At 68.9% G+C, this 26,339-nt stretch carries 23 protein-coding genes; 10 read left to right on the top strand and 13 right to left on the bottom strand.

All coding sequences use genetic code 11. The features are described 5' to 3' along the window. Positions 1-6 precede the first annotated feature (6 nt). The 4 genes from ACLJRL_RS01255 (at position 7) to ACLJRL_RS01240 (ending at position 3,291) form a co-directional block, all read left to right on the top strand. Positions 7-1,002, top strand: coding sequence for an ABC transporter permease (locus ACLJRL_RS01255; protein WP_410654107.1), 996 nt, complete (start codon positions 7-9; stop codon positions 1,000-1,002). Continuing rightward, on the top strand, positions 999-1,592 hold the full coding sequence (locus ACLJRL_RS01250) for a FadR/GntR family transcriptional regulator (protein ID WP_410654106.1): 594 nt from the start codon (positions 999-1,001) through the stop codon (positions 1,590-1,592). Before ACLJRL_RS01255 ends, ACLJRL_RS01250 begins: the two co-directional genes overlap by 4 nt. Before the next feature lie 88 nt (positions 1,593-1,680). Beyond that, a complete protein-coding gene (locus ACLJRL_RS01245) occupies positions 1,681-2,751 on the top strand; it encodes a glycoside hydrolase family 88 protein (RefSeq protein WP_410654105.1) in 1,071 nt (356 codons plus the stop codon). Between the two features lie 75 nt (positions 2,752-2,826). Beyond that, positions 2,827-3,291, top strand: coding sequence for a carboxymuconolactone decarboxylase family protein (locus tag ACLJRL_RS01240; RefSeq protein WP_410654104.1), 465 nt, complete (start codon positions 2,827-2,829; stop codon positions 3,289-3,291). Between the two features lie 50 nt (positions 3,292-3,341). Here ACLJRL_RS01240 and ACLJRL_RS01235 read toward each other — a convergent pair whose 3' ends face one another. Then, positions 3,342-4,283, bottom strand: a complete 942-nt coding sequence (locus ACLJRL_RS01235) for a helix-turn-helix transcriptional regulator (RefSeq protein ID WP_410654103.1) — start codon at positions 4,281-4,283, stop codon at positions 3,342-3,344. Positions 4,284-4,345: 62 nt separating this feature from the next. On the opposite strand from ACLJRL_RS01235, the gene ACLJRL_RS01230 reads away from it, so the two are divergent. Beyond that, the gene (locus ACLJRL_RS01230) at positions 4,346-4,816 is read left to right on the top strand and encodes a VOC family protein (protein ID WP_410654102.1); all 471 of its coding nucleotides are present in this window, start codon (positions 4,346-4,348) and stop codon (positions 4,814-4,816) included. 10 nt (positions 4,817-4,826) lie between these two features. Here the strand turns inward: ACLJRL_RS01230 and ACLJRL_RS01225 are convergent, their stop codons facing one another. From ACLJRL_RS01225 to ACLJRL_RS01205, 5 genes are all read right to left on the bottom strand, one after another. Next, the gene (locus tag ACLJRL_RS01225; RefSeq protein ID WP_410654101.1) at positions 4,827-5,744 is read right to left on the bottom strand and encodes an SMP-30/gluconolactonase/LRE family protein; all 918 of its coding nucleotides are present in this window, start codon (positions 5,742-5,744) and stop codon (positions 4,827-4,829) included. Positions 5,745-5,752: 8 nt separating this feature from the next. Beyond that, a complete protein-coding gene (locus ACLJRL_RS01220; protein ID WP_410654100.1) occupies positions 5,753-6,409 on the bottom strand; it encodes a histidine phosphatase family protein in 657 nt (218 codons plus the stop codon). Next, positions 6,409-7,473 (bottom strand): phosphotransferase family protein, encoded by a 1,065-nt coding sequence (locus ACLJRL_RS01215; RefSeq protein WP_410654099.1) that lies wholly within the window; start codon positions 7,471-7,473, stop codon positions 6,409-6,411. The genes ACLJRL_RS01220 and ACLJRL_RS01215 overlap by 1 nt, the downstream gene beginning before the upstream one ends. After that, positions 7,470-8,222, bottom strand: coding sequence for an SDR family oxidoreductase (locus tag ACLJRL_RS01210; protein WP_410654098.1), 753 nt, complete (start codon positions 8,220-8,222; stop codon positions 7,470-7,472). Before ACLJRL_RS01210 ends, ACLJRL_RS01215 begins: the two co-directional genes overlap by 4 nt. A gap of 98 nt (positions 8,223-8,320) precedes the next feature. Beyond that, positions 8,321-9,550, bottom strand: a complete 1,230-nt coding sequence (locus ACLJRL_RS01205; protein WP_410654097.1) for a S8 family peptidase — start codon at positions 9,548-9,550, stop codon at positions 8,321-8,323. A 257-nt stretch (positions 9,551-9,807) separates the two neighbouring features. Here ACLJRL_RS01205 and ACLJRL_RS01200 point away from each other — a divergent pair, with 257 nt between their 5' ends. Beyond that, complete coding sequence (locus ACLJRL_RS01200; protein WP_410654096.1) at positions 9,808-10,797, top strand: hypothetical protein; 990 nt, start codon at positions 9,808-9,810, stop codon at positions 10,795-10,797. Here ACLJRL_RS01200 and ACLJRL_RS01195 read toward each other — a convergent pair. Continuing rightward, the gene (locus tag ACLJRL_RS01195) at positions 10,794-12,431 is read right to left on the bottom strand and encodes an acyl-CoA synthetase (RefSeq protein WP_410654095.1); all 1,638 of its coding nucleotides are present in this window, start codon (positions 12,429-12,431) and stop codon (positions 10,794-10,796) included. The genes ACLJRL_RS01200 and ACLJRL_RS01195 overlap by 4 nt on opposite strands. A 150-nt stretch (positions 12,432-12,581) precedes the next feature. Here ACLJRL_RS01195 and ACLJRL_RS01190 point away from each other — a divergent pair, with 150 nt between their 5' ends. Continuing rightward, positions 12,582-14,288, top strand: coding sequence for a bifunctional 3'-5' exonuclease/DNA polymerase (locus ACLJRL_RS01190; protein ID WP_410654094.1), 1,707 nt, complete (start codon positions 12,582-12,584; stop codon positions 14,286-14,288). A gap of 133 nt (positions 14,289-14,421) precedes the next feature. On the opposite strand, the gene hrpA is transcribed toward ACLJRL_RS01190, so the two are convergent. The 6 genes from hrpA to ACLJRL_RS01160 form a co-directional block, all read right to left on the bottom strand. After that, a complete protein-coding gene (gene hrpA, locus ACLJRL_RS01185) occupies positions 14,422-18,303 on the bottom strand; it encodes an ATP-dependent RNA helicase HrpA (RefSeq protein WP_410654093.1) in 3,882 nt (1,293 codons plus the stop codon). 117 nt (positions 18,304-18,420) lie between these two features. Then, a complete protein-coding gene (locus tag ACLJRL_RS01180; RefSeq protein WP_410654092.1) occupies positions 18,421-19,584 on the bottom strand; it encodes a lactate 2-monooxygenase in 1,164 nt (387 codons plus the stop codon). Positions 19,585-19,597: 13 nt separating this feature from the next. Next, positions 19,598-20,815, bottom strand: coding sequence for a cation:proton antiporter (locus tag ACLJRL_RS01175; protein ID WP_410654091.1), 1,218 nt, complete (start codon positions 20,813-20,815; stop codon positions 19,598-19,600). Positions 20,816-20,857: 42 nt separating this feature from the next. Further along, positions 20,858-21,121, bottom strand: a complete 264-nt coding sequence (locus tag ACLJRL_RS01170) for a hypothetical protein (protein ID WP_410654090.1) — start codon at positions 21,119-21,121, stop codon at positions 20,858-20,860. Between the two features lie 107 nt (positions 21,122-21,228). Beyond that, the gene (locus ACLJRL_RS01165; RefSeq protein WP_410654089.1) at positions 21,229-21,801 is read right to left on the bottom strand and encodes a GNAT family N-acetyltransferase; all 573 of its coding nucleotides are present in this window, start codon (positions 21,799-21,801) and stop codon (positions 21,229-21,231) included. Beyond that, entirely contained in the window at positions 21,798-23,273 is a 1,476-nt protein-coding gene (locus tag ACLJRL_RS01160) for an APC family permease (protein WP_410654088.1), read from the bottom strand. The genes ACLJRL_RS01165 and ACLJRL_RS01160 overlap by 4 nt, the downstream gene beginning before the upstream one ends. Before the next feature lie 203 nt (positions 23,274-23,476). On the opposite strand from ACLJRL_RS01160, the gene ACLJRL_RS01155 reads away from it, so the two are divergent. The 3 genes from ACLJRL_RS01155 (at position 23,477) to ACLJRL_RS01145 (ending at position 26,307) form a co-directional block, all read left to right on the top strand. Next, positions 23,477-24,118: a GOLPH3/VPS74 family protein gene (locus tag ACLJRL_RS01155; protein WP_410654087.1), complete on the top strand. Its 642-nt coding sequence runs from the start codon at positions 23,477-23,479 to the stop codon at positions 24,116-24,118. 19 nt (positions 24,119-24,137) lie between these two features. Further along, entirely contained in the window at positions 24,138-25,304 is a 1,167-nt protein-coding gene (locus ACLJRL_RS01150) for a saccharopine dehydrogenase family protein (RefSeq protein ID WP_410654086.1), read from the top strand. Between the two features lie 151 nt (positions 25,305-25,455). Then, a complete protein-coding gene (locus ACLJRL_RS01145) occupies positions 25,456-26,307 on the top strand; it encodes a chitosanase (protein WP_410654085.1) in 852 nt (283 codons plus the stop codon). Positions 26,308-26,339 lie beyond the last annotated feature (32 nt).

Raw genomic sequence — 26,339 nt, 5'->3', positions numbered from 1 at the left:
AAGGCCGTGCCCGCTGAAACACGCGTGTCCCCGGCACGCCGGGTGCTGAGCGCGATCGGCGTGCAGAACTCCAGCCTGCTGCTCACCCTGCTCGCGCTGGTGATCCTGATGAGCTCGCTGAACGAGAACTTCTTCCGCACCAACAACCTGCTGCTGATCGGCAGCGCGATCACCATCATGGGCCTGCTTTCCCTGGTGCAGACCCTGGTGATCATCCTGGGCGCGCTGGACATCTCGGTCGGGTCGATGGCCGGGCTCGCGTCGGTGGTGTCGGCGATGGTGTTCACCTCCACCGGGAGTTCCGCGGTCGGCATCCTCGCCGCGATCGGCATCGGCATCGTCTGCGGCCTGGTGAACGGCATGATCATCATCTTCGGCCGGGTCAACCCCGTGGTCGCGACGCTGGCGATGCTGGCGACGTACAAGGGCATCGCGCAGGTGATCTCGGACGGCAAGGCGCAGGGCTACACCGGCGCCGACGACCTGTTCATCTTCCTGGCCAAGGGATCCATCGCCGGGCTGCCGACGCTGGTGTGGGTGTTCCTGATCGTCGCGGCGGTGCTGCACTTCCTGTTGCGCTACACCGACATCGGCCGCAACATCTACGCCATCGGCGGCAACGACACCGCCGCCCGGCTGGCCGGGATCAACATCAACCGCTACATCATCGGCGTCTACGCGCTCGTCGGCGTGGTCGCGGCGATCGCGGGCCTGCTGATCACCGCGCGCACCGGGTCCGGGCAGCCGACGTCCGGTTCCGAAGGGCTGGAGCTGCTCGCCGTCACCGGCGCCGCGCTCGGCGGGACGATGCTCAAGGGCGGCCGGGGATCCATCATCAGCACCGTGCTCGCGGTGATCATCCTCGGCGTGCTGAACAACGGGATGTCCGGGCTCGGCATCAATCCGTTCTGGCAGAACGTGGCCTACGGGACGCTGCTCGTCATCGCCGTGGTGCTCCAGCAGGTCCGCAGCGGGGAACGCCGAGTCGGTCTGCCCGAGTGACCCTGCACGCCCGGATCGTCGACGAACTGGGCAGGCTGATCGTCGCCCGGCGTCACGCACGGTGGTCCGGGAAGCGTTGCGGGTACTGGAATCCAAGGGCATGGTCGGCCGCGCGGCCGCGAGTCGGCACCTGGACACGGCCGCCGGAACACTGGGACGCGATCGACCCGGACGTCATCGCCTGGCGGGGCGCCGGGCCCGACGGCCACGGGTATCTGGCCGAACTGCGCGAACTGCGGATGGCGATCGAACCTCAGGCGGCGGGAATGGCGGCGTGGCACCGTCGCCCGGACGAGCTCGCGGTACTGGCGGCAGCCTTCGAACTGATGACCGAGGCCGTCGACCTCCACGCGTTCCAGGAAGCCGACCGCGCTTTTCACGTCGCCCTGTATCGCGCGTCCGGCAATGCCCTGATCGCGCGCTTGCACGTTCCGGTCGTGGCGGCGCTCGAGGAGATCCCCGGTGACGGCGCCTTGGTCGCCCATTCCCGCGTGGTGACGATGGTGCTGGCGAAGAACGCCGACGGCGCGGAATCGGCGACCCGCCGGTTGATGGAAACCGTTGCGCCGTACCGCTCACCGGCATCTTGACACTCTCAGTGGTACACACCATTCTCGATTCCGGGTCTCCGGCCACGGAAGCTCACCGCCGCCGCGAAGTGCTCGAGGAGGACGCTTCATGCGTTACCCCGGAATTCGCCGGGTCACTCTGCTCGCCGCGGCGGCGCTCGGTGCCGGACTGCTCACCGCGCCCGCGGTGGCCGCGGCCCCGGCGGAGTGCCCGGTGGCGAAGCCGATGATCGCGGCGGGCGACCACTGGGTCGCCAACGGGACCGATCTCGCGGCGAACTCGTGGCAGAACGGCACCTTCCACGTCGGGAACCTCGCGCTGGTGCGCACCACCGGTGTCTCGAACCACAAGACACTCCCCTGGGCGCAGGACAACAAGTACCTGCTGCGAAGCGATCCCAAGCGCCCGTTCTTCCCGGACCACCAGGCCGCCGGTGAGGCGTACCTCGATCTGTACTCGTTCCATCCCGACGCCCCGGTGATCGCCGACGTCCGCAAGCGCGTCGCCGACGAGGTCGCCAGTGTCGAGAAGGGGAACACCTCCTACTGGAACTATGTGGACGCGCTGAACATGGCGATGCCGTCGCTGGCCCGGATCGGCGTCATGGACGACAGCGAACCGACGCTGGCGGCGATGCAGAAACTGTTCCGCTCGGCGGAAAAGAAGCTGTTCGTCCCGGAGGTGGGCCTCTGGCGCCGAGACGCCGGCAGTAACGCCTTCTGGTCGCGCGGCAACGGCTGGGCGCTCGCCGCGCTGGCGAAGGTGTTGCAGGTCCTGCCGTCCGACGACCCGCGACGGCCGGAATACACGCGGGTGTTCAAGAAAATGGCGAACACACTGAGGTCGCTGCAGCGGCACGACGGCTTCTGGAACACGGATCTGCTGCGGCCGTGGCACCACAGTGGACCGGAGAGCAGCGGCACCGCGTTGTTCACCTTCGGCCTCGCCTGGGGTGTCAACGCCGGGATCCTCGACGCGGGCAAGTACCGGCGCACCATCGACAAGGCCTGGGAAGCGCTGTCCACCAAGGCTTTGCGCGCGGACGGTTTCCTCGGCTACGTGCAGCCCGTCGCCTCCGGCCCGGGTCCCTCCCGCGCCGGCGACACGGGCGCCTACGGGGTCGGGGCGTTCCTGATCGCCGGGCAACAGGTGGCGAAGCTGACTCCCGGCTGCTCCTGATACTTCGCCTGTCACACCGTGGCGGGTGCCGGTGTCTTGTGGTCGACCCTTTCAGGACACCTCAAGGAGCACACCATGGAAACCCGACTGAACCTCACCGGCAGCCCGCTCGCGGCGAAGTCCATGAAGTACCTCGCCTCGGCGAGCCGGGTGATCCTCACCGACCCGGTTCTGCCGACCGCGACGAAGGATCTGGTGCTGCTGCGCGCGAGCCAGATCAACGGCTGCGGCTTCTGCACCGACATCCACACCAAGGACGCCGCGCACGCCGGGGAATCCCCGGTGCGGATCAACCTGGTGGCGACCTGGCGGGAGTCCACGGTCTTCACCGACCCCGAACGCGCCGCGCTGGAACTGACCGAACAGGGCACCCACATCGCCGACGCGGCCGGCGGTGTCACGGACGAGGCGTGGGCGCAGGCCTCGACGCACTACGACGAGGAGCAGCTCGCCGCGTTGTCGTGCCTGATCGCCCTGATCAACGCCAGCAACCGGCTGGGCGTCATCACCCGGCAGCAGGGTGGCGAGTACCAGCGTTGAGCAGTCCGTGAAGGCCTCCTTCCCTACTTTGAGGGTAGGGAAGGAGGCCTTCACGGACCGGGGCCGCCGGCTGCGGACAACCTCTCGGCCAAGACCCGGCATCGCTTCCTCAACTCGGCAGGCTCGATCACCTCGAACGAATGCCCCAGCAGCACCACATGCATGAGCACGAAATCGAGGTCCGCGGCCCCGCTCACCACTTCGCACCGCGAACCCCGCGCCCGCACCACCGCCGCCGACGCCGGAATCTGCGCGCGCACCGTCTCCGCCGGCGCGTGGACGAGGAATCGCGCCTGGTGCGCGTAAACCCGGCTCGCCACGCTCTCCTGCACGTATGACGCCGCGTCAGGCGCGGCCCGCGGACGGAAGCGCCAAGACCGGGCGGTCACCTCATTCATCCGATCGACGCGGAAGGTACGCCAGTCGTCCCGGTCGAGGTCGTAGGCGAGCAGGTACCAGCGCCGGTCCGAAGCGACGAGTCGATAAGGCTCGACCCGCCGCTGCCCCGAAGACCCGGCCAGGTAGCTGAAACCCACCTCGACCTCGTCCCGGCAAGCTCGAGCCAGCGTCATCAGCATTTCCGGGTCGACAGGCGTCCGGCCTCCGTCGAAGGACACGACCGACCCGGACAACGCGCGCACCTCGTGCCGCAGGCGGGTCGGCAGCACCCGGTCGAGTTTCGTCAGGGCCCGGAGCGCGGCATCACCGTCACCCGCCCCCGCGAGGAGGGAGACCGCAGTGGCGATCGCCTCCTCGTCGTCGAGCAGCAACGGCGGCATGTCCTGCCCGGGCCCGAGCTGGTAACCACCGCCGGTCCCTTGGCTGGCCTGCACCGGATAGCCGATCGCACGCAGCCGCTCGACATCGCGCCGCACCGTGCGCGGTGTGACGCCGAGCCGCTCGGCGAGTTCGGGGCCGGTCCAGACCGGGCGCTGTTGCAGCAGCCCGAGCAGGGTCAGCACCCGCTCGGTCGTACCCCGCTCTTCCTCCATATCACCCATTCTCCCAGAGATAGCGGACCGATCCTGTCCGCTTGGGCTGCCAGAGTGGCGGCATGAACCGCAAGAGCCGCGAAATCCAGGTCACCTTCGACGCCCACGACCCGCGGGCGCTGTCGTCCTTCTGGCGCGACGCCCTGTTCTACGTCCACCCCGCGCCGCCCGGGGTCGAACTGCCGGAGGGCGCCGACCCGCTCGCCGCGTGGGACGAATTCCTCGAACGGGTCGGTGTGCCCGTGGATCAGCGCAACTCCAGTTCGGCCGTCCAGGACCCGGAAGGGCACGGCCCGAGGGTGTTCTTCCAGCAGGTCCCCGAGGACAAGGTCGCCAAGAACCGCGTCCACCTCGACATTCGCGCGGCGCCCGGGCTGCACGGCGACGAGCGGATGGCGGCGCTCGAGGCCGAGCACGACAGGCTGGTAGCCCTGGGGGCGAAACGCGTTCGCCGCCACGAGCCCGAGCCCCCGCTGAGCCACGGCTTCATCGTGATGACCGACCCGGAGGGCAACGAGTTCTGCCTGGACTGAGGTCAGGAACTCAGACTGTGGTGACGGCGATCGCGTTGTCCTCCAGCGACCCGAAGTACAGCGTCCCGGCCCGTTCGCGGACCCCGACCAGCACATGGAAGCCGTCGATCTCGCCGCGTAGTTCGTGCACGATCTTCCCGTCCGGCGCCACGCCCAGCACCCCGCATTCCCGTAGGGGCGAGGGCTGCAACGACGTCGGCAGCGCGCGGACACCGGCGCGCAGCGGCGCGGGAAGCTTCTGGATCAGCGAAAGCGCGGGCACCTTCGGGCTCGCCACGGTCACCCAGATCAGCCCGTCGCCGCCGGTCGAGATGTTGTCGGGGTAGCCCCACAGGTCATCGACGAACACGTCGCGGGTGCCCGCCCGCTCGCCGGTCAGCCAGATCCGGCTCACCCGGTACGCACCCGTTTCCGCGATGGCCACATAGGACTCGTCGGGCGGCAGCGCGACGCCGTTGGCGAACTGGAATCCGTCGGCCAGCTGCTCGATCTTCCCGTCCGGGGTCCGCCGCAGCAGACGGCCGCCGCCGGTCTGCTCGATCAGGTCGTCACGCCACTTCTCGATACCGAAGCGCCTCGACGAATCGGTGAAGTAGACCGTTCCATCGGTGGCCACCGCGGCGTTGTTGCAGAACACGAAGTCCAGTCCGGCGGCGCGCGTGGCCAGCGTCGTCACCTCACCGCCGTCGAGCGGCATGGTGAGCAAGCCGGCTTTCGCGTCGCAGATCAGGAGGTCGTCGCCGAAGAATTCCAGCCCCAGCGGACGGCCACCGGTGTCGCCGAGGACGTCGATCCGCTTGCCGTCCGGGGCGACGCGCAGGATGCGGCCGTCGTCGACGCCGGTGTAGATCCGCCCCTCGTCGTCGACCAGGACGTCCTCGGGACCGTGCCCGTTGACCGGGATGACCGTGACCTCGCCGAACGGCATCGCGTCTCCTATCGGTAAGTGAGCAGTTCCGCGGCTTCCGCCTCGAAGTGCGGATGTTCGTTGAACGACAGCATGGTCACCCCGCCGCGACCGGACACCAGCTTGGTGATGCCCGCGTTCACGGTGACCCGGTTCAGTTTCAGCAGCCCGGCCTCGGGCGTGCCCAGGAGCGCGCCGCAGACCGTCGCGATCACCCCGCCGGAGCTGAAGACCACGGCATGTTCGCCCTTGCCGAGCGACGCCACCACGTCCGCCAGCGCGCCCGTGACCCGCTCCAGGAACCGGGGCCAGGTCTCGGCGCAGGGGCCGCTCTCGCCCGCCGCGACCCACGCGCTCAGCGCGCCGTCCAGCGCGGCCTGATACGCCCGCGAATCGGTCTGCTGCACCCCGCCGGCGTGGTACTTCGCGATGTCGATGTGGTCGTATTCGTTCCAGCGCTCGTCCTCGATGACGGCGATCCCGGAGCCGAGCACCTTCAACGCCGTCGCGGCCGTATCCCGTTGGCGGGCCAGGGAACCGGATCGAGCCTGACTGAATTCGACGCCGCGCCGCCGCAGTTCCTCACCGACCACAGTGGACTGTTCGAACCCGCGTGGCGAGAGCTGGTCGTAGTTCTCCGCGCCGAACGACGCCTGCCCGTGCCGGACCAGGTAGATCGCACCCACTACGCGTGTCCCTTCGCGATGATCCGGCGGCAGCGCCCGTCGAGGTAGCCGACGAACTGCCACAGGTCCTTGAAGGCCGGATTCGTCGTCTGTCCATTATGGAATCGGAAGTAGATCTGCTGGATCACCACGGCGAGCCGGAACAGGCCGTACACCTCGTAGAACGTCCAGTCGCCGATCTCCAGGCCGGACCGCTCGGCGTACCGCCGCACGAACTCCTCACGCGTGAACATCCCGGGGACGTGCGTCGGCTGACGGCGGCTGAGCTTCATGACGTCGTCGTCCTCGTCCTGCACCCAGTACGCCAGCGTGCTGCCCAGTTCCATCAGCGGATCGCCGAGCGTGGCCATCTCCCAGTCGAGCACGCCGACGATGTCGAGGTCGTCGTCGAGCACCAGGTTGTCGAGCCGGTAATCGTTGTGGATCAAGCAGATCTTGACTTCGGCGGGCTGGTTCTCCTTCAGCCACGCCATCACCTCGGCGCCGTCCGGGGCGTTCTCCGTGCGCGCCTTGCCGAACCGCTCCGACCAGCCGCGCACCTGGCGTTCGACGTAGCCGGCGCCCTTGCCGAGGTCGGCCAGCCCGGCGGCCTCGACGTCGACGGCGTGCAGTTCGACGAGCCTGTCGACGACCTTGCCGCACAGCTCGCGGGCGGCCTCGGGCGACAGGTCGAGGCCCGAGGGCAGATCTCCGCGCAGGATCAGGCCTTCGAGCCGTTCCATCACGTAGAAGTCGCCGCCGAGCACGGTTTCGTCGTCACAGAAGGCGAGAACCTCGGGCACGTAGCCGAAAACGGGCCGCAATCCCTTTTGGACACGGAACTCGCGGCGCATGTCGTGCGCGGACGCCGCCTTGTGCCCGGCCGGCGGGCGGCGCAGAATCAGCCCCCGGTCCGGATAGGTCAGCAGGTACGTCAGATTCGAGGCGCCACCGGGGAACTGGCGAACCGAGGGCGGCACGTCGCCGAGCCCGGGTACCCGCCCGGCGAGCCAGGCGTGCACCGCGGCCGGGTCGAACGAGTCCTCGCCGCGTACCTCGACGGTCTTGTCCGCGCCCAAGGTCATGCGAACTTCTTCAGCACCGACGCCGGGACGAACCGGAACACCTTCGCGAGCACGCTCCAGGGCCACGACGGGACGAACGCCTTCGCGGACTCCGATTCGATCGCCTTGACCATCGCCTGCGCGCCAGGTTCCGCCTTCGTGCCGAGCGGGACCTTCGAAATGTCCTCGTTCATCTCCGACTCGATGAACCCGGGCAACAGCGTGGTGACCTTGATCCGGGTCTTCATCAGCTCGATCCGGGTGCCCTCGGTGAACGCCCAGACGCCTGCCTTGGAGGCGGCGTACGCGGTCAGGTTGCCGGGGAAGGGACGAAGCGCGGAGAAGGAGGAGACGACCACGAGGTGGCCTTCCTTCTGCTTGCGGAAGATGCCGACGGCGGCCTCGATCTGGGCGGCCGCGGCGAGGAAGTTCGTCTGGAGGGTCTGGCGGTTGGCGTCGAACCGGCCGGAGCCGATCGGCTGTCCCTTGCCGAGCCCCGCGTTCACGATCACGCGGTCGAGGGATCCGAGCTCCTCACGGAACTCCTCGAAGACGGCGAAGACCTGATCGTGGTCGTTCACATCCAGCTTCCGGGTGACCACGGTGATCCCGGGATAAGACTTCTTGAGCTCCGCGGCGAGCGTGTCGAGCTTGTCGAGACGGCGGGCGGCCAGGGCCAGATTGCGGCCTCGGGCGGCGTACTGCCGGGCCATTCCTTCGCCGAGCCCGGAGCTCGCACCGGTGATCAGGATGTTCTTCCGCAGGACCATGGCTGGAGCGTACCCGTTGGTAACAAGTCCGGCGCTCCCTGGACAAGAGGCGGCCCCCGACGCCTGGGGTTGTCGGGGGCCGCCTGTCCTGTGGAGTGTTACTTCACCTGGAGCAGCTTGTTCGCCGTGCCGGAGCTCGGGTTGCTGATCTTGCCGTCGGCGGAGGCCGCGACCAGACCTTCGGCGACCTGGGCCGGGGTGGCGTCAGGGTTGGCCGAGAGGTAGAGCGCGGCAGCACCGGCGACGTGCGGAGCCGCCATCGAGGTACCGCTGATGGTGTTCGTGGCGTCGTCACCGGTTGCCCACGACGACGTGATGTCGACGCCCGGGGCGTACAGGTCGACGACCGCGCCGTAGTTCGAGAAGCTGGCCTGCTTGTCGGTCTTGTCGCTGGCGGCCACCGTGATGGCCTCCTTGACCCGGGCCGGCGACGTGGTGCCGGCGTCGGAGGACTCGTTGCCCGCCGCGAGCGCGAAGGTCACGCCCTTGCCGATGGCTCCCTTGACCGCCTCGTCCAGGGCGTCGTCCGCGCCGCCGCCCAGGCTCATGTTCGCGACCGACGGGCCCTTGGCGTTCGCCGCGACCCAGTCGACACCGGCGACGACACCTTCGGTGGTGCCGCTGCCGTTGGCGTCCAGCACGCGGACGCCGACGATCTTGACGCCCTTGGCCAGGCCGTGGTCCGTGCCGCCGATGGTGCCGGCGACGTGCGTGCCGTGGCCGTGCTCGTCGTTGGGGGTGTCGTCGTTGTCGATGAAGTCCTTGCCGCCGGTCGCGCGGTCACCGAAGTCCTTGTGCGAGCCGCGGACACCGGTGTCGATGACGTAGGCGGTGACGTTGTCGGCCTTCGTCGGGTAGGTGTACTTGTTGTCGAGCGGCAGGTCGGCCTGGTCGACCCGGTCCAGCCCCCACGACGGCGGGTTGTCCTGCGTCTCGCTGATCTTGAAGGTCTTGTTCTGCACGACGTAGGCGACCTGCGGGTCGGCGGCGAGCCGCTTCGCCGCGGCTTCGTCGGCCTTGATCGAGAAGCCGTTGAGCGCCGCACCGAACGTGCGGGACAGGGTGGTGCCGTACTCGCCGGTGAGGCCCTCGGCCTTGGCTGCGACGCTCGCGGTCATCTCGCCGACCGCGGTGGGCTTGAGCACGACGATGTAACTGCCTGCGACCGTGTTGGCTTCACCCGCACCACGGATCTGAGCCTGCTGGTCGGCCTGCGCCGCCCCAGCACCGAAAGTGGCGACCGCCGCGGTGACACCCGCGAGGGCGACCCCCGCCATCAAGCCGCTCCGGGTCTTTCGGGACTTCAGGTTCTTCCGGGACTTGCTCATGGTTCCCTTCCTGCCGCGCCGTGCGGATCACCCGGGAGGATGATCGTTGCTGGAGCCATGCAAACCGGTGCGCCAGGTCGCGGGCAATGATTCACAGTTACCAGTACTAGGCCGAAAGGAGTAGTGGCGCTCGTCCGGAAAGTCGTTTTCACCTGGCAGACAGCGCTCCTGGAGCGTTACCTCAGACTGATAAAGTTATTCGTGTTGTTATCAACCGGAAGGTCGAGGATCAGCAGGCGGGGGCGGTCGGACAGCATATGGTGGCGGGGAACGCGGCGGACCGGGTGAGCATGGACGATGACGGCCAGCCGCGCACGGCATTCGCCACGGCCTTGCGATCGGCGATCGCGACCAGCGGGCTCAGTCTCGACCGGATCCAAGCCCGGCTTCTCGCTCGGGGCGCGTCGGTGAGCGTGACAGCGCTGAGTTACTGGCAATCGGGCAAACGTCAGCCGGAACGGCAGAGTTCGCTGTCCGCCGTCCGGGTCATCGAGGAAGTTCTGGCGGTGCCCGCGGGGTCGCTGCTCAGCCTGCTGCCGCCGCCGCGGCCGCGCGGGGCATCGTCCCGCCGCAGCCGCGCCACCACCGACCAGCCGCTGACCTTCCCGCTCGAAGCGCTCCAGGCGCTCCTGGAGAAGGTCGGCGCACCCAACGCGCTGGAGCAACACCATCAGCTGAAACTGGTCGGCCTGCACGACCTGTGCGACATCGCCGCGGACGGCGGGCAGCGCGCCGTCACCGCGCGGGCGGTGTTCCAGGCGGGCGCGGACGGTCAGGACCGCTGGCTGCTGGTCTACGCGCAGGGCGATCCCGACGCGGGCCCGCCGGTGCTGGACACCTTGCGCAACTGCCACGTCGGCCGCGCCGAGGTCGACGCCGAACACGGGCTCACCGTGGCCGAACTGCTCTTCGACCGGCCCATCGACCGCGGCGAGACCCACCTGATCGAGTACTCGCTGACGAACCCCGGACCGCCGTACCCGGAGTGCCGGAACACGCACTATCGCGAGTTCCGGCGCCCGGTGCGGGAGTACCTGCTGGAGGTCCGCTTCGACCCGGACACCGTGCCGGCGAAGTGCTGGCAGTACTCCGCACATGGGCCCTTGGCGGGAAAACATACCTCGGACCTGCGCCAGGGAACATCGCCGCTCGACCGCCGGGAGCTCAAACCCGACCAGAACAACGGCGTCCACGCCGTCGCGCTCGACTTCGGCCCCGGGGTCTTCGGCATCGACTGGGAGTACTAGTGCAGCTTGTTGCGCAGCACCTTCCCGGTCGCGTTGCGCGGTAGCTCGTCGAGGAACTCCACATCGCGCGGCACCTTGTACCGGGCGAGGTTGGCCTTCACATACTCGCGCACGGCCTCGACGTCGAGATCCGCGCCGTCGGCCCGGACGACGAACGCCTTGAGCCGCTGGCCGAACTCGGGATCTTCGACTCCGATGACCGCCGCTTCGAGCACGTCCTCACGCTCGACGAGGAGGTTCTCCACCTCGATCGGGAAGACGTTCTCGCCGCCGGAGACGATCATCTCGTCGTCGCGGCCGTCGATGAAGAGCAGGCCGTCCTCGTCGAAATGCCCGACGTCGCCGCTGGAGAGCAGGCCGTCGATGATCTCCTTGTTCCGGCCGTCGGTGTAGCCCTGGAAGCTCAGCCCGCTGCCGACGAACACCCGGCCCGTGACGTGCGGCTCGGTGATCTTGCCGCCCTTTTCGTCGTACAGCGCGACCTTGCAGCCGACCGGCGCGCGGCCGACCGTGCCCGGCGCCTTCCGCCAGTCCTCGGGCGTCGCGACCGTCGCCACCGCGACCTCGGTGGAGCCGTAGAGGTTATGGACGACGTCGCCGAACGCGGCGGTCGCGCGGTTCCCGAGGTCCGGGGACAGCGCGGACCCCGCGAGGAAGATGATCCGCAGTGACGACGTGTCGTACTTGGCGCGGATCTCCTCGGGCAGGTCGACGATCCGCTGGAGCATCGTGGGCACCAGCACCAGCGTGGTGCAGCGGTTCTCCGCGACTCCGCGCAGCGTCTCCTCGGGCACGAACTTCCGCCGCATGACGACCTTCGAGCCGAGCGCGAAGGACAGGATGAACTGCGACAACCCAGTGCCGTGGAACAGCGGCGCGCCCATGTAGGTCGCTTCGCCGGTCCTCAGCGGGATGCGGTCGAGGAACTGCGCCGACGCGAGCGCGGAGGTGTGCGGCCGCGGCGCACCCTTCGGCGTGCCGGTGGTTCCGCTGGTCAGGAGGATGAACCCGCCCGGTTTCGCCGGCGCTGGCCACGGGCGGTCGTCGGTGCTGGCGACGAGTTCGGTGATGATCGGGATCTCGTGACCGGAGAGCTTCGAGTCCGAGTCGACCCAGGCGAGGTAGTGGTCGAGGTCGCCCTCGACCGCGTCCAGCAGGTCGGTGAACTCCTGGTCGTACACCAGCGCCGTGACGCCTTCGCGCTTCGCGACGTCCGCGAGCTGCGGTTTGGCGAACCCGGTGTTCATCAGCAGCAGTTTGGCGCCGAGTTTGCCGGAGGCGAGCATCGTCAGCACGAGGCCGCGGTGGTCCCGGCACAGCGCGGCGATCACCGAACCCGGGCCGAGCCCGCGCTCCGCCCAGGCCCTGGCCAGCGCGTTCGACTGCGTGTCGAGCTGCTTGAAGGTCAGCGGCCCGAGCTCGTCGATGATGCCGGTCGCGGTCGGGTCGCGGCGGGCGGCGATCATGGTCGCCCCGGCGAACGGGCCCCACTTCCGCACCGTGACCAGCGAGCGCAGCCCTTCGTCGACGCGCGGGATCGGGAGCAGTCCCGCCTGCCGCATCACGTCGATGCTGCGCACGGTCTCGGTCACCTTGCCCGCCACCATGGTGGCGAGGCCGGTGGGGTTTCTCATCCGGGCACCTCCGTTGCTGCTGCGGCGAGACGCCATGCCACCGACGTTCGCGTACCGGCGGTATGGCGTTGCTACTCGACAGTAGCTGACCGGTCGCTCGGGCGCACTAGGCCTCAGGTGAGGAGAAATGTCGGTGGTGACCACCACAATGTGAGTGTGCAGGCGATCGCGGGTCAAGAGGAGGACGGCGATTTCGCCATCTCGATTCCCGGTGAGCCCCTGCGTCGAGGACTGGATCTCACGCGGTTCGCCGACGAGGTGCGGAGCCTGGAGGCCGCCCGCACGCCACGCTGGGTGTTCCCGTCCGTCGAGGGGACGTATCCGGCGTTGATCAAGGCCGGGGTGCGCGTGCGCCGGTGCCACGATCTGGCGCTGATCGAGGGACTGCTGCTGGCCCACGAGGGCCGACCGAAGGAGTCGCGGAGCCTGCGCGCGGCGCTGGCCAGGGCGAACGGGCAAGAGGCGCCCGCCGACGAGCCGCCGTTGTGGGCCGAAGACGACCAGCCGACGCTGTTCGAGACGCGCGGCCCGCGGCTGCCCGCCGGCGTCACCGTGGTCGAGGCCGCCCGCCGTGTGCTGGCCGAGCAGGAGAAACGGGTCGCCCTCACGGAACACCCAGAGCGACTTCGGCTGCTCTTCGCGGCGGAGTCGGCGAGCGCGCTGGCGGCCGCGGAGATGTCGGCCGACGGGCTGCCGTGGCGAGCGGATCTGCACCTGAACCTGCTCGCCGACCAGCTCGGGCCCCGGGTCCCTGCCGGGCAGCGGCCCAAGCGTCTGGTCGAACTGGCGGCGAAGATCAGCGCCGCGTTCGGCGGCCGTCCGGTCAACCCGGACGCCCCCGCCAGCGTCGTCCGGGCGCTCGGGCGCGAAGGCATCGAGGTCACGTCGGCCAGGAAGTATCTGCTGCGCGACATCGACCACCCCGCCGTCCCGCCGCTGCTGGAGTACAAGGAACTCGCGCGGCTGCACTCGGCCAACGGCTGGACGTGGCTCGACGAATGGGTGCACGACGGCCGGTTCCGCCCGCACTACGTCGTCGGCGGCGTGGTGTCGGGGCGCTGGGCGAGCCGCGGCGGGGGCGCGCTGCAGATCCCGAAGATGCTGCGCACCTGTGTCCGCGCCGATCCGGGCTGGAAACTGGTCGTCGCCGACGCCGCCCAGCTGGAGCCGCGGGTGCTGACGGCGCTGTCGGGCGACCGCAAACTGGCCGACGTCGCCGCCGCGACGGACCTGTACGCGAGCCTCGCCGAGGCGATGTTCTCCGGCGTGCGCCGCGCGCCGGTGCCCGTGTGGGACGACAGGAACGACCGCGACCGGGCGAAGATCGCCATGCTGTCGGCGATGTACGGCGGCACGTCCGGCGAGGCCGGGCCGCTGCTCGCGTTGCTGCGGATCAGGTTCCCGGACGCGGTGTCCTATGTGGAGCGTGCCGCGCAGGCCGGGGAACGCGGTGAACGGGTGCGCTCCCGCCTGGGCAGGACCTCACCCGCGCCGTCGGAGGCCTGGCGCGCGCTGACCGGCGGGGTCGCCGAGGACGAGGCGGCCGAGACCAAGGCACGGCAGGCGTCGCGCGGCTGGGGCCGGTTCACCCGGAACTTCGTCGTGCAGGCGAGCGCGGCGGATATGACCGCGGTCCTACTGGCGACCCTGCGCAGCCGCCTCCCCTCTCCCGCGCACCTGGTGTTCTTCCAGCACGACGAGGTCCTTGTGCACACCCCGGCCGAATTCGCGGACGAGGTCTCGCAGTCCATTGTGGACAGCATGACGGAGGCCGCGCGGATGCTGTTCGGCGCCGCGTGCCCGGTGCGGTTCCCGCTGCACATCGCCGCCGTCGACACCTACGCCGACGCGAAGTGAACCACGCCTTCAATCACGCGAGTTCCGCCTTCAATCACGCGAGTCGTCCGTTCAATCACGCGAGTTCGCCTTCCGTGGCGATTACGCGTGATCAGACGGACGACACGCGTGATCGGAGGCGGAACTCGCGTGATCAGGAGGCGGCGTCGTCGAGGGCCTTGATGACACGTTTCAGGGAGACGGGGTGTGCGGTACCGAGGGTCTGGGCGAAGAAGCTGACCCGCAGCTCCTCGATCATCCACCGGATCTCCCGCAGAGCGGAAGAACTCGTCCCGGGGGGCGACGCGTCGAGCGCGGTCTGATACTCGTTGCGAAGCCACGCGACGTCGCCCGTGCGCTGGATGTCGCGGGTCGGCTCGGTCGGGAGTTTCTCCAGCCGCCGCTCGATCCCGCGCAGGTACCGCACGACGTGCTTCAGCCTGCCCTGTCCGGTCTCGGTGACGAAACCCTTGTGCACCAGCCCGTCCAGCTGCGCCCGGATATCCGCGAGCGAGTCCGCCGGGCCTCGGGTGTCGGACAGCCGTGTCTCGACGTCGTTGGCCGCGCGCAGGATCTTCTCGACGTTCCCCAGGACGTCGAGCACGCCGGCGTTCAGCCCGGCGCGCACCTTTTCCAGCAGGACCGCGAAACCGGCTTCGTCCCAGCGCGGGCCTCCGTTGACGGCCACGAGTTCGTCGACGGCGCAGTCGACGCAGTCTTCGAGCAGTGCCGCCACCGAACCGTGCGGATTGCGGTTGAGCACGAGTTTCGAGGAGTTGCCCAGGTTGCGGGAGATGAACTTCATCGGTGACGGCAGGTTCAGCCGCAGCATCCGCCGCGTGCCCGCCCACATCGACTGTTCCTGCTGCCCCGGCGTGTCCAGCAGCCGTACCGCGACGGTGCCGCCCTCGTCGACGAGCGCCGGGTACGCCTTGACGTCGTGGCCGCGTTGCTTGCTCGCGAACACCTTCGGCAGTTCCCCGAACGCCGGCGTGGTCAGGCCCGCGCGCTCGATGCTGTCGGCCGCCTTGGAGATCGTCGCCCGCACCTGACCGCTCAGATCCCGTTTGAGCGCCTCGATGTCCTTGCCCTCGGACACCTTCTTGCCGCGGACGTCGACCACGCGGAAGGTCATCTTCAGGTGCTCCGGCACCGCCGGAAGCTCCCAGGCGTCGTCCGGGATCGTGACCCCGCGCAGCGCCTCCAGTTCGTCGGCGACGGCGTGCAGCAGCAGCCCCTCGGCCGGGCCGACCCGCGACAGCACCAGTTTCGCGTGATCGGGGGCCGGGACGAAGTTGCGCCGGATCGTCTTGGGCAGCGACTTGATCAGCTGCGTCACCAGTTCTTCGCGCAGACCCGGTACCTGCCAGTCGAAACCGTCCGGGGTGACCTGGTTCAGCACCGGCAGCGGGATGTGCACGGTGACACCGTCCGCGTCCGCGCCTGGCTCGAACTGGTACGTGAGCTTGAAGGTCTGGGTGCCCTGCGTCCAGAAGTCGGGGTAGTCGGCCTCGCGCACGCCACCCGCGGTCTCGTTGATGAGCATCGTCTTCTCGAAGCTCAGCAGATCGGGCTGGGTGTGCCGCGCCTTCTTCCACCAGCTGTCGAAATGCCGGCCGGAGACGACGTCGGCCGGGACGCGCTGCTCGTAGAACTCGAACAGCGTCTCGTCGTCGACGAGGATGTCGCGGCGGCGCGCCCGGTTCTCCAGGTCCTCGACCTCGTCGAGCAGCGCGCGGTTCTCGGAGAAGAACTGGTGCCTGGTCTCCCAGTCGCCTTCCACCAGCGCGTGCCGGATGAACAGTTCGCGGCTCAGCTCCGGATCGACCCGGCCGTAGTTGACGCGGCGGTCGGCGACCAGCGGGACCCCGTACAGGGTCACCTTTTCCAGGGCCATCACCGCGCCCTGTTTACGTTCCCAGTGCGGCTCGGAGTAGTTCCGCTTCACCAGGTGACCGGCGAGCGGCTCGACCCATTCCGGCTCGATCCGCGCGTTGACCCGGCCCCACAGGCGCGAGGTCTCGACCAGTTCGGCCGACATCACGAACCGCGGCTGCTTCTTGAACAGCGCCGAACCGGGGAACACCGAGAACCTCGCTCCGCGTGCCCCGAGGTAGTCACCCTTCGCCGGATCCTTGAGCCCGATGTGCGACAGCAGCCCGGCGATCAGCGAGGTGTGCACGCGTTGCGGATCCACCGCGTCGCCCGCGTTGAGCGTGATGCCGAGCGGTTTGGCCAGCTGGCGCAGCTGGCTGAAGATGTCCTGCCATTCGCGGATGCGCAGGTAGTTCAGGTACTCGTTGCGGCAGAGCCGGCGGAACTGGTTGGTGGACAACGTCTTCTGCTGCTCGCTGACGTATTCCCACAGGTTCAGGTACGCCAGGAAGTCCGACGTCTTGTCCGCGAACCGCGCGTGCTGCTCGTCCGCCGCCTGCTGCTTCTCCGCGGGCCGCTCACGCGGGTCCTGAATGGACAGTGCGGCGGCGATGATCATCACTTCGCGGACGCAGCCGTTGCGCGAGGCCTCCAGCACCATCCGCGCCATCCGCGGGTCGACCGGGAGCAGGGCGAGCTTGCGGCCGGTCTCGGTGAGCTTCTTGCCGTCGGTCATGTCGAAGGCGCCGAGTTCCTGCAGCAACTGGACGCCGTCGGTGACCTGACGGCGATCCGGCGGCTCCACGAACGGGAACGCCGCGATGTCGCCGAGGCCGAGCGAGGTCATCTGCAGGATGACCGACGCGAGGTTGGTCCGCAGGATCTCCGGATCGGTGAACTCGGGCCGGGCGTCGAAGTCGTCTTCGGAGTACAGCCGGACGCAGATGCCGTCGGACGTACGCCCGCAGCGCCCCTTGCGCTGGTTCGCCGACGCCTGCGACACCGGCTCGATCGGCAGCCGCTGGACCTTGGTGCGGTGGCTGTAGCGCGAGATCCGGGCGGTGCCGGGGTCGACGACGTACTTGATGCCCGGCACGGTCAACGACGTCTCGGCGACGTTGGTGGCGAGCACGACGCGGCGGCCGGTGTGGCGCTGGAACACGCGATGCTGGTCCGACGACGAAAGCCGGGCGTACAGCGGGAGGATCTCGGTGTTCCTGAGGTCTTGTTTGGACAGTGCGTCCGCGGTGTCGCGGATCTCCCGCTCCCCGGACAGGAACACCAGGATGTCGCCGGGGCCCTCGTACTGCAGCTCGTCGACGGCGTCGCAGATGGCCTGCGTCTGGTCGCGATCCTGGTCGGCACCGGGGTCGTCCGGGTCGACGATCGGCCGGTAGCGGACCTCCACCGGATACGTCCGGCCCGAGACCTCCACGATCGGAGCGTCGTCGAAGTGCTGGGAGAACCGCTCCGGGTCGATCGTCGCCGAGGTGATGATCACCTTGAGGTCGGGACGGCGCGGCAGAAGCTGTTTGACGTAGCCGAGGATGAAGTCGATGTTGAGGCTGCGCTCGTGCGCCTCGTCGATGATCAGCGTGTCGTACTGCCGGAGCATCCGGTCGGTCTGGATCTCGGCGAGCAGGATGCCGTCGGTCATCAGTTTGACGAGCGTGCCCTGGCCGGACTGGTCGGTGAACCGGACCTTGTAGCCGACGGCCTCGCCGAGTTCGGTGTTCAGCTCGCTCGCGATCCGGTCGGCGACCGTGCGCGCGGCCAGCCGTCTCGGCTGCGTGTGCCCGATCTGGCCCCGGATCCCGCGCCCGAGTTCGAGGCAGATCTTCGGCAGCTGGGTCGTCTTCCCGGACCCGGTCTCCCCCGCGACGATCACCACCTGGTGGTCGCGGATGGCGGCGGCGATGTCGTCCTTGCGCTGGCTGACCGGCAGCTCTTCGGGATACGAGATCTTCGGGACGCCGTCACGGCGGCGCGTGACCCGCAGTTCGGCGGCCTCGATGTCGGCCTCGAGCTGGGCGGCGAGGGATTCGGCGTTGCGCGCTTTCCGGGCACCGTCGAGCCGGCGCCGGAGGCGATGCTCGTCGCGCGCCATCAATTCGGGGAGACGAGCGCGCAGAGCGCCGAGGGGGGAAGGTGTGGAAGCCATGACCGGCACCAGGATAGCCGTGCGTGACGATCGAAGCTTCCGGATATCCGCAAGCAGTCCTCTGGTCGCGGTGGTTGGCGATACGAACTACCGCGACCAGAGGACTACTTGCGAGGGTCAGGAGCGCGCGAGCCCCGCCTGAGTGAGATCGGCGATACTCCGGTGACCGGACAGGCCCAGGGTCAGGTCGAGGTCGGCGAGCAGGCTCCGCAGCACATGCCGGACGCCTTCCTCCCCGGCGTGCGCGAGCCCGTACACCCACGGCCGCCCCACCAGCACGGCCTTCGCCCCGAGCGCGAGCGCCTTGACGATGTCGGCGCCGGTGCGGATGCCGGAGTCGAACAGCACCTCGATCTGCTCCCCGACCGCGCCCGCGATCTCCGGGAGCATGTCGAGCGAGCCGACGGCGCCGTCGACCTGGCGTCCGCCGTGGTTGGACACGACGATCCCGTCCATCCCGGCGTCGACAGCGCGGCGCGCGTCGTCGGGGTGCTGGATACCTTTGAGGACGATCGGCCCGTCCCAGTGCTCACGCAGGAACGGCAGCCGGTCCCAGGTGCTGTCGGTGCCGGTGATCATCGAGATCCAGCGCAGGATCGCGGTCGGCGCGTCCTCTTCGGGCGTCTTGTCGAGCAGCCCGCGGAACACCGGGTCGCTCAGCGGGACACCGAGCCCGAGTCCCTTGATGAACGGCAGATACGCCTGGTCAAGATCGTTCGGGCGCCACGCGAGGGTCCACGTGTCGAGAGTGACCACGAGCGTGGTGAAGCCGGCGGCCTTCGCCCGCGCCAGGATGCTCGCGCAGACGTCGTTGTCGCTCGGCCAGTACAGCTGGAACCAGCGCGAACCGCCGCCACTGGCCTCGGCGACGTCCTCGATGCTCGTCGAGGACGCCGTCGACATGATGTAGGGCAGGCCGACCGACGCCGCCGCCCGCGCGGCCGCCGGTTCCGCGCCCTCGTGCACGATCGACTGGACGCCGACCGGCGCCAGCAGCACCGGCGCCGGCATCCGGGTCCCGAGCACCGTGGTGGACAGATCGCGGTCGGTCGACCCGGTGAGCATCCGCGGCACCAGGCGCCAGCGGTCGAACGCCTCCCGGTTCGCGCGCGCGGTGGCGCCCGAACCGGCCGAACCCGCGACGTACCAGAACGGTCCCGGCTCCAGAACCTCCCGCGCCGACGCCTCCAGCTTCGTGGCGTCGGTGGAGCAAGGCGGGAAGGTGCCGCCGAGTCCCTGCAGGTAGATCTCGTTCTGGTAGCCGCCGAACCGCTCTGTCACCCAGGCCTCCTCGTCACGTCGCCTTGGCCGGCTTTTCGCGGCCTCGGCGAGTCGAACCACCGCGGACAATACTCGCCGGTAGCAACCAGGTGAGTTTCTCCGACCGGATGACCGCGACCGGACCGATCACGGCCAGCAGGAGGACGTAGCCGGCGACGAACGGCGCGACCCGCGAGTCCAGCCCGGCCGCGGTCGCCATCGTGGCGAGCACCAGCGAGAACTCACCCCGGGTGAGCACGGTCAGCCCGATGTTCACCCCGGCTTGGCGGTCGAACCCGTGCAGCCGCGCGGCCAGCGCGCCGGCGACCAGGTTCAGCACGACCGTCAGCGCCACCGCGATCAGCACCGGCACGACCACCGTGCCGACGGCGTTCGGGTCGATGCTGAGCCCGAAGATGAAGAAGAACAGCGCTCCGAACGCGTCGCGCAGCGGGAGCACCAGTTTGTGGATACGCGGGGCGACCTTCGAACCGCCGAGCATCATGCCGACCATGAACGCGCCGATGGCGTCGGACACCCCGACCTCTTCGGCGACGGCGGCGCCCATGACGGCGACACCGACGAAACAGACGGTCAGCAGTTCGTCGTCGGCCGACCCGAACAGCTTCGACACCACGCGGCCGCCCCAGCGGGCGAGCGCGGCCATCACGATCAGGAACCCGAACGCCTTGCCGAAGTCGGCCATGGCTGACCCGAAGCTCCCGGCGCCCGAGAGCACCGGCTGCAGCAACGCCAGGTACAGCGCGAGGAACAGGTCCTCGATCACGATGATGCCCATGATCAGCCGGGATTCCGGGTTGTTCATCCGGCGTGCTTCGAGCAGCAGCTTGGTGACGATCGCCGACGACGAGATCCCGATCGCACCGGCGATGACCAGCGCTTCCCTGGTCCCCCAGCCGAGCAGGAAGCCGAAGGCGAGCCCGCCGCCGATGTTGAGGAGCAGGTAGATCAGCCCGGACCAGACGAGCTTGCGCCCGCCCTTGGCGAGGTCGTCGAGCGAGAATTCGAGGCCGAGGTAGAACAGGAGGAAGACGAGACCGAGCCCGGCGAGGACGCCGAGATCACCCGGGTTGTCCACAAGGGACAGTCCGGGGGTGTTGGGGCCGAAGACGAAACCGGCCAGCATGAACAGGGGAATGGTGGGCAGCCCGATCCGGGCGCCGGCTCTGGCGATCACACCGGCGGCGAGGAATGCCCCGCCTACGGCCAGCAAAGCGTGACCGGAACTCATGGAGACCTCCGATTAAGGCTGATACGGGGATGGGAACACCGATCAGCGCGGAGGGGCGCGCGCGGAGGCTTGCGGTACCGCGCGGCTGACGACGACGGGTTCGCCCTCTTGCGAGGCGGGTCCGGCGTCGGGAAGGTCGATGGCCGTCGTTTCGGCGGGCACATCGGCGAGAGGAACTGCTTGCGCGGCATGGAAAGCCGGCAGCGGATGGGTCGCGAAGACCGCGACGGGATCATCTCCGCCCGCGCCGCCGTGGCCGTGCGGAACGGTGGGCGTGACAAAGGCGAAGACGAGCAGTGCGAGCAAGAAGAAGACGGAACGGTGCCGTGTGGCGGGGGCACGGCACGTCGTCATCTGCCCGCGACTTTACCAGTCCTTTGTAGACAAATCGACGAGAGATCGGTCACGTCGTCTCAGGCCGGGTCGCGCCACATCGGCCGCATCGGCGGTCCGCCGTCGGCCGCGAACACCGCTCCATGATCACGAAAACCCAGTCGCCGGTACAGCTTCGCACTCTCCGGCGTACTGGCCTCCAAGTACGCGGGCAGGCCTTCGGCGCTGTAGCGGTCGAGCCCGTGTCGCATCAAACGTGCGCCGATCCCCTTTCGCTGGCCGCTCGTCCGCACCCCGATGAACTGCGCGTGGTGATACTCCCCGTCGGGGCCCGCCCTCGTCATCAGCTCGAACAACTCGCCGAGCCGCCCCAGTTCCGCCTGGGCGAGCCCGGCGAACGCGCCGCCGTCCGGCTCGCCTCCCGCGGCGTGCGGACTCCAGAGGATCACGGCCGACAGGTCGTCGGTGACATCGACGTCACCTCCCATCGCGAGAACTCCGCGCACCATCGTGCGGAAGAAGATCGAGTGCGCCATCACGCGGCGCTCTTCGTCAGGGAAGATCCATCCGCTGACCGGGTCTTCGTGGAAGGCCTCGCACAGCACGTCGACCACTGTGTCCACTTCGGACGGTGCGGCGGCGCGGATGATCATCGGCCCGTCCTCGCGACCGGCTTGCGTTCGTGTTCGTCGTCGAGCGGGCCGCCGATGCCGGCGTAGGTCTCGGGATCACGGGTGCGCAGCACTTCCGCGCGCAGGAAGCCCGCCAGCGCCGCGAGGACCACGAGCCCGGGCAGCCCCCACCGCAGCAGGAAACCGCCCGCCGGGCCGAGCAGCAGGTCGAAGTTGAGCAGGATCAGCCCGAGGACCGCCGAGAGCGCGAGGATCGCCAAGCCGGGCGCGATCCACCGGCGCCAGACGTTTTCGGCCTGACGGCGGCGTTTGAAGAAGCCGATCACCGAAAGCGAGACGGCGATCATGATCACCACGACCCCGGTCGACGCCGTGGCACCGAGCCAGGTGAACAGTTCGGTGACCGGGTCGCGGCCGGCGAGCGCGAACGCGGCCACCACCACGAAGGCGAGCGCGGTCTGAGCCAGCGACCCGGCCGCCGGTGCCCCGGTGCGCTTACCGGTCTTGGCGAGCGAGCGCGGCAGCAGCCCCTCGCGGCCGAGCGCGAAGAAGTACCGCGCGACGGCGTTGTGGAAACTCAGCAGCGCCGCGCATTGGCCGGTCACGAAAAGGGTGTAGGCGACGTCGGAGAACGTGCCGCCGAGATGCTGGGAGGCCAGGTTGAACACCAGGTCCGGCCCCTGGGCGTGGGCGGCGTTGACGATCTCGCCGGGCCCCGTGCCGACCGCCAGCGCGAGGGAGGAAACGACGTAGAGCACCGCGGTGAGGCCGATCGCGGCGTACGTCGCCCGGCCCACCGTGCGGCTGGGTTCGCGGGCCTCCTCGCCGTAGGTCGCGGCACCTTCGAAGCCGATGAACGCCGCGGCGGAGAACGCGAACACCGCGCCCACCCCGGTGGTGAACAGGCTCGACGGCTCCAGCGGTACCCACGAAACGGTGCCGCCCGCGGGATTCGCGAACAACGCGATGTCGATGATCGCGACGACGGCGACCTCCAGGCACAGCGCGATCCCGAGGACCTTGGCGTTGAGATCGATCCGCAGCACGCCGAGCAGGCCGACGATCACCACCATCACCAGCGCGCACAGCCACCACGGCGGCGCGGACCCGGTGAGCGAACCCAGCCAGGTCGACACCGACCAGCCGAAGAGGCCGTAGATGCTGATCTGGATGGCGTTGTAGGTGATCAGCGTGACGAACGCGATCCCGGCGCCGGTGGATTTGCCGATCCCGTTGGCGACGTAGGGATAGAACGCGCCCGCGTTGGTGATGTACCGGCTCATCGCCGCGTAGCCGACCGCGAAGAGACCCAGGATCGGTGCCAGCAGAAGGAACGACAGCGGCACACCGATACTGCCCGTGACCGCGTAGTTCGTCGGGACCCCGCCCGCGATGGCGAACAGCGGCCCAGCCGCGGCCACCACGAAGAAGACGATCTGAGCGGCGCCGAGCCGCCGATGACCGAGGCGTCGCCGCGGCGTGTGCGTACCCATGAAACCCGTCCCCCCGGACGTCGGAGTGGAGTCGAACGCGGAGTTCGCGTTCTTGATCTTGTGAAGGCCATACCACCTTAGGGCCGGGACACTCGGCCAGATGCGTCCGTTCAGGCTAAAAACGGACCTCGGTGCGCGGTGGTCCGCCGAGTACCGCTAGTTTGGCCGTCCCGCACTCGAAACGCCGGGAGGCGTGCCATTTCATGCGTCGGCTGACGTTGGTCGATTCCCTGTTCTTCCTCGCCCATGACGAGTTCACCGGAAAACCGGCGCTGCGGCGCACGGGACTGGGAATCGGAATGGCCGGTTCCGCTCTCTGCGATCTCCTCCTCGCCGAGCGGATCACCGTGGAACGCAAGCGAATCCGGCCGCTTTCGCGCCAACGGCCAGGTCATCCCGTCGCCGATCGGGTGTTCTCGGAAATCCTCGCCGAACGGGAGCCGCACAGCGTCCGGGAATGGGTCGACCATCTCCGGCAGGATCTCGGGGAAACGGTGGCGAACAATCTGCTCGCCACAGGAGTGATCAACCGCGAGACCGATCGGGGCCTGATCCGGAAAAACCACCGGTACCCGCCGCGGGATCTGCTGATGTCGACGGCCGCGCGCAGCAAGGCCAGGGCCGCCGTGCTGGGAACCGAACAGCCGGAGCCGCATTCGGTCTGCCTGGCGTTACTGGCCTGGACCATCGGGCTCGACGATCTCTGCGAACCGGAACTCGACCGCGCCGGGCTGCTGGCCTGGGCCGAGGCCACCCACCGCGAACTCCCCCGGGCGCCTGCCGACCTGATCTCCGGTGTCGAGGCGGTGTGCGCCGCCGTCGTCTACACCGGCGACAGACGGTGACCGGCGGTAGTGTGGACGCATGCCCACCGGCCGTGATCACGACGTCGTGCTGTTCGGTGCCACCGGGTTCACCGGTGGCCTGACCGCCGAGTACCTCGCCCGCACCGCGTCTCCGGGCCTGCGCTGGGCGCTGGCCGGGCGTGACCGGGGCAAACTGGAAGCCCTGCGGGAAAGGCTTTCCGCGGTGAACGCGGACCTGGCCTCGTTGCCGCTGCTGCACGCCGACGTCTCCGAGGCGGATTCCCTGCGGAAGGTCGCCGAGTCCACAAAGGTCGTCGCCACCACTGTCGGCCCGTACATCCACTACGGCGAACCTCTGGTCGCCGCGTGCGCGGCCGCCGGGACCGACTACGCCGACCTGTGCGGCGAGCCCGAGTTCGTCGACAAGATGTACCTCGCCCACCATGCCCGCGCGGCCGAGACCGGGGCACGGCTCGTGCACGCCTGCGGCTTCGATTCGATCCCGCACGATCTCGGCGTGCTGTACACGATTTCCCAGCTGCCGCAAGGGAAACCGATGCGGATCGACGGCTATGTCCGCGCGGGCGGGATGCCTTCGGGGGGAACGTTCCTCTCCGCGCTGACGGCGTTTTCCCGGTTGCCGTCGAGCATTCGCGCCGCACGGGAACGCGCTTCGGCCGAACCGCGTCCCACCGGCCGGAAGGTGCGCGCCCCGCTCGGCAACCCTCATCGCAACCCGGACGGCTTCTGGGCGGTGCCGCTGCCGACCATCGACCCGATGGTCGTCGCACGCTCGGCGGCCGCATCGGAGGGGTACGGACCGGACTTCACCTACCGGCATTTCGCCGCGGTCAAACGGCTTCCGGTGGTGGCCGCCGGCGCCGCCGGGATGGGTCTCGTCTTCGCCGTGGCCCAGGTGCCGCCCGCGCGGCGGGCGTTGTCGAATCTGCTGAAGCCCGGTGGCGGCCCGGACGAGGAACGGCGAGCACGGTCGTGGTTCTCCGTGCGGTTCCACGCCGAGAGCGGTGGGGAGCGCGTCGTGACCGAGGTTTCCGGCGGCGACCCCGGCTACGGCGAGACGGCGAAGATGCTCGGCGAATCCGCCCTGTGCCTGGCGCTGGACGACCTACCCGAGACCGCGGGCCAGGTGACGACGGCCGCCGCGATGGGGCACGCACTGATCGGCAGGCTCAGCGACGCGGGCCTCCGCTTCGCCACCCTTTAGCCGTCCGCGCAAGCTCCTTTCGTCGGTATTCGCGTCCCGTTCTGTCCGGACGCGGGTCTTGTGGCGCCCTTTAACTCATGGTTATCGTGTGCCCACGCCGCAGTTACACCTGACAGAAATTGACAATTCTCTGTGGAAAGGGACACCTTTCATGAGTAACGCCCTGCGGCCCGCGATGCGCCGCGCTCTCGGCGCGGTCTCCGTGCTCGCCCTCGCCGTTTCCGGCCCCGTCGCGATCACCTCACTCGCCTCCGCCGAGCCCGCCCCGGCGACGGCGTCGATCTTCGCCTCCGGTGGCGACCTCGCCTCCCCGGAGAAGAAGGAGATCGCGATGCAGATCGTCTCCAGCGCGGAAAACTCTTCGCTGGACTGGAAAGCGCAGTACTCCTACATCGAGGACATCGGTGACGGCCGCGGGTACACCGCCGGCATCATCGGCTTCTGTTCCGGCACCGGCGACATGCTCGAACTCGTCGAGCGCTACACGAATTCCGTCCCCGGAAACCCGCTCGCGCAGTACCTCCCGGCCTTGCGCGCGGTCGACGGCACCGAATCACACGAAGGCCTCGGCAGCGGTTTCGAAAACGCGTGGCGAGAGGCCGCGGGCCGTTCGGACTTCCAGGCCGCGCAGAACAGCGAACGCGACCGCGTCTATTTCGACCCGTCGGTGAATCAGGCGAAATCGGACGGCCTGGGCGCACTGGGACAATTCATCTATTACGACGCCATCGTGATGCACGGGCCGGGCACCAGTCCGGACAGCTTCGGCGGGATCCGCTCCACCGCGCTCCAGCAGGCCCGGCCGCCGTCCCAGGGCGGCGACGAAACGACGTACCTCAAGGCGTTCCTCGACGCGCGGCGCGTGATCATGAAGCAGGAAGAGGCGCACGCGGACACGTCGCGGATCGACACCGCTCAACTGGTGTGGCTCAACGACGGCAACCTCGACCTGCACACGCCGTTGAAGTGGAAGGTCTACGGCGACCCGTTCGAGATCAACTGACCGCACCCCGCACTGTCCGCGAATCAAGTCCG

This window comes from Amycolatopsis sp. lyj-112 (genome assembly GCF_046549055.1).
Taxonomy (GTDB): domain Bacteria; phylum Actinomycetota; class Actinomycetes; order Mycobacteriales; family Pseudonocardiaceae; genus Amycolatopsis.
Note: the sequence above shows the minus strand (reverse complement) of the source record. Positions and strands in the feature narration are given on the sequence as shown.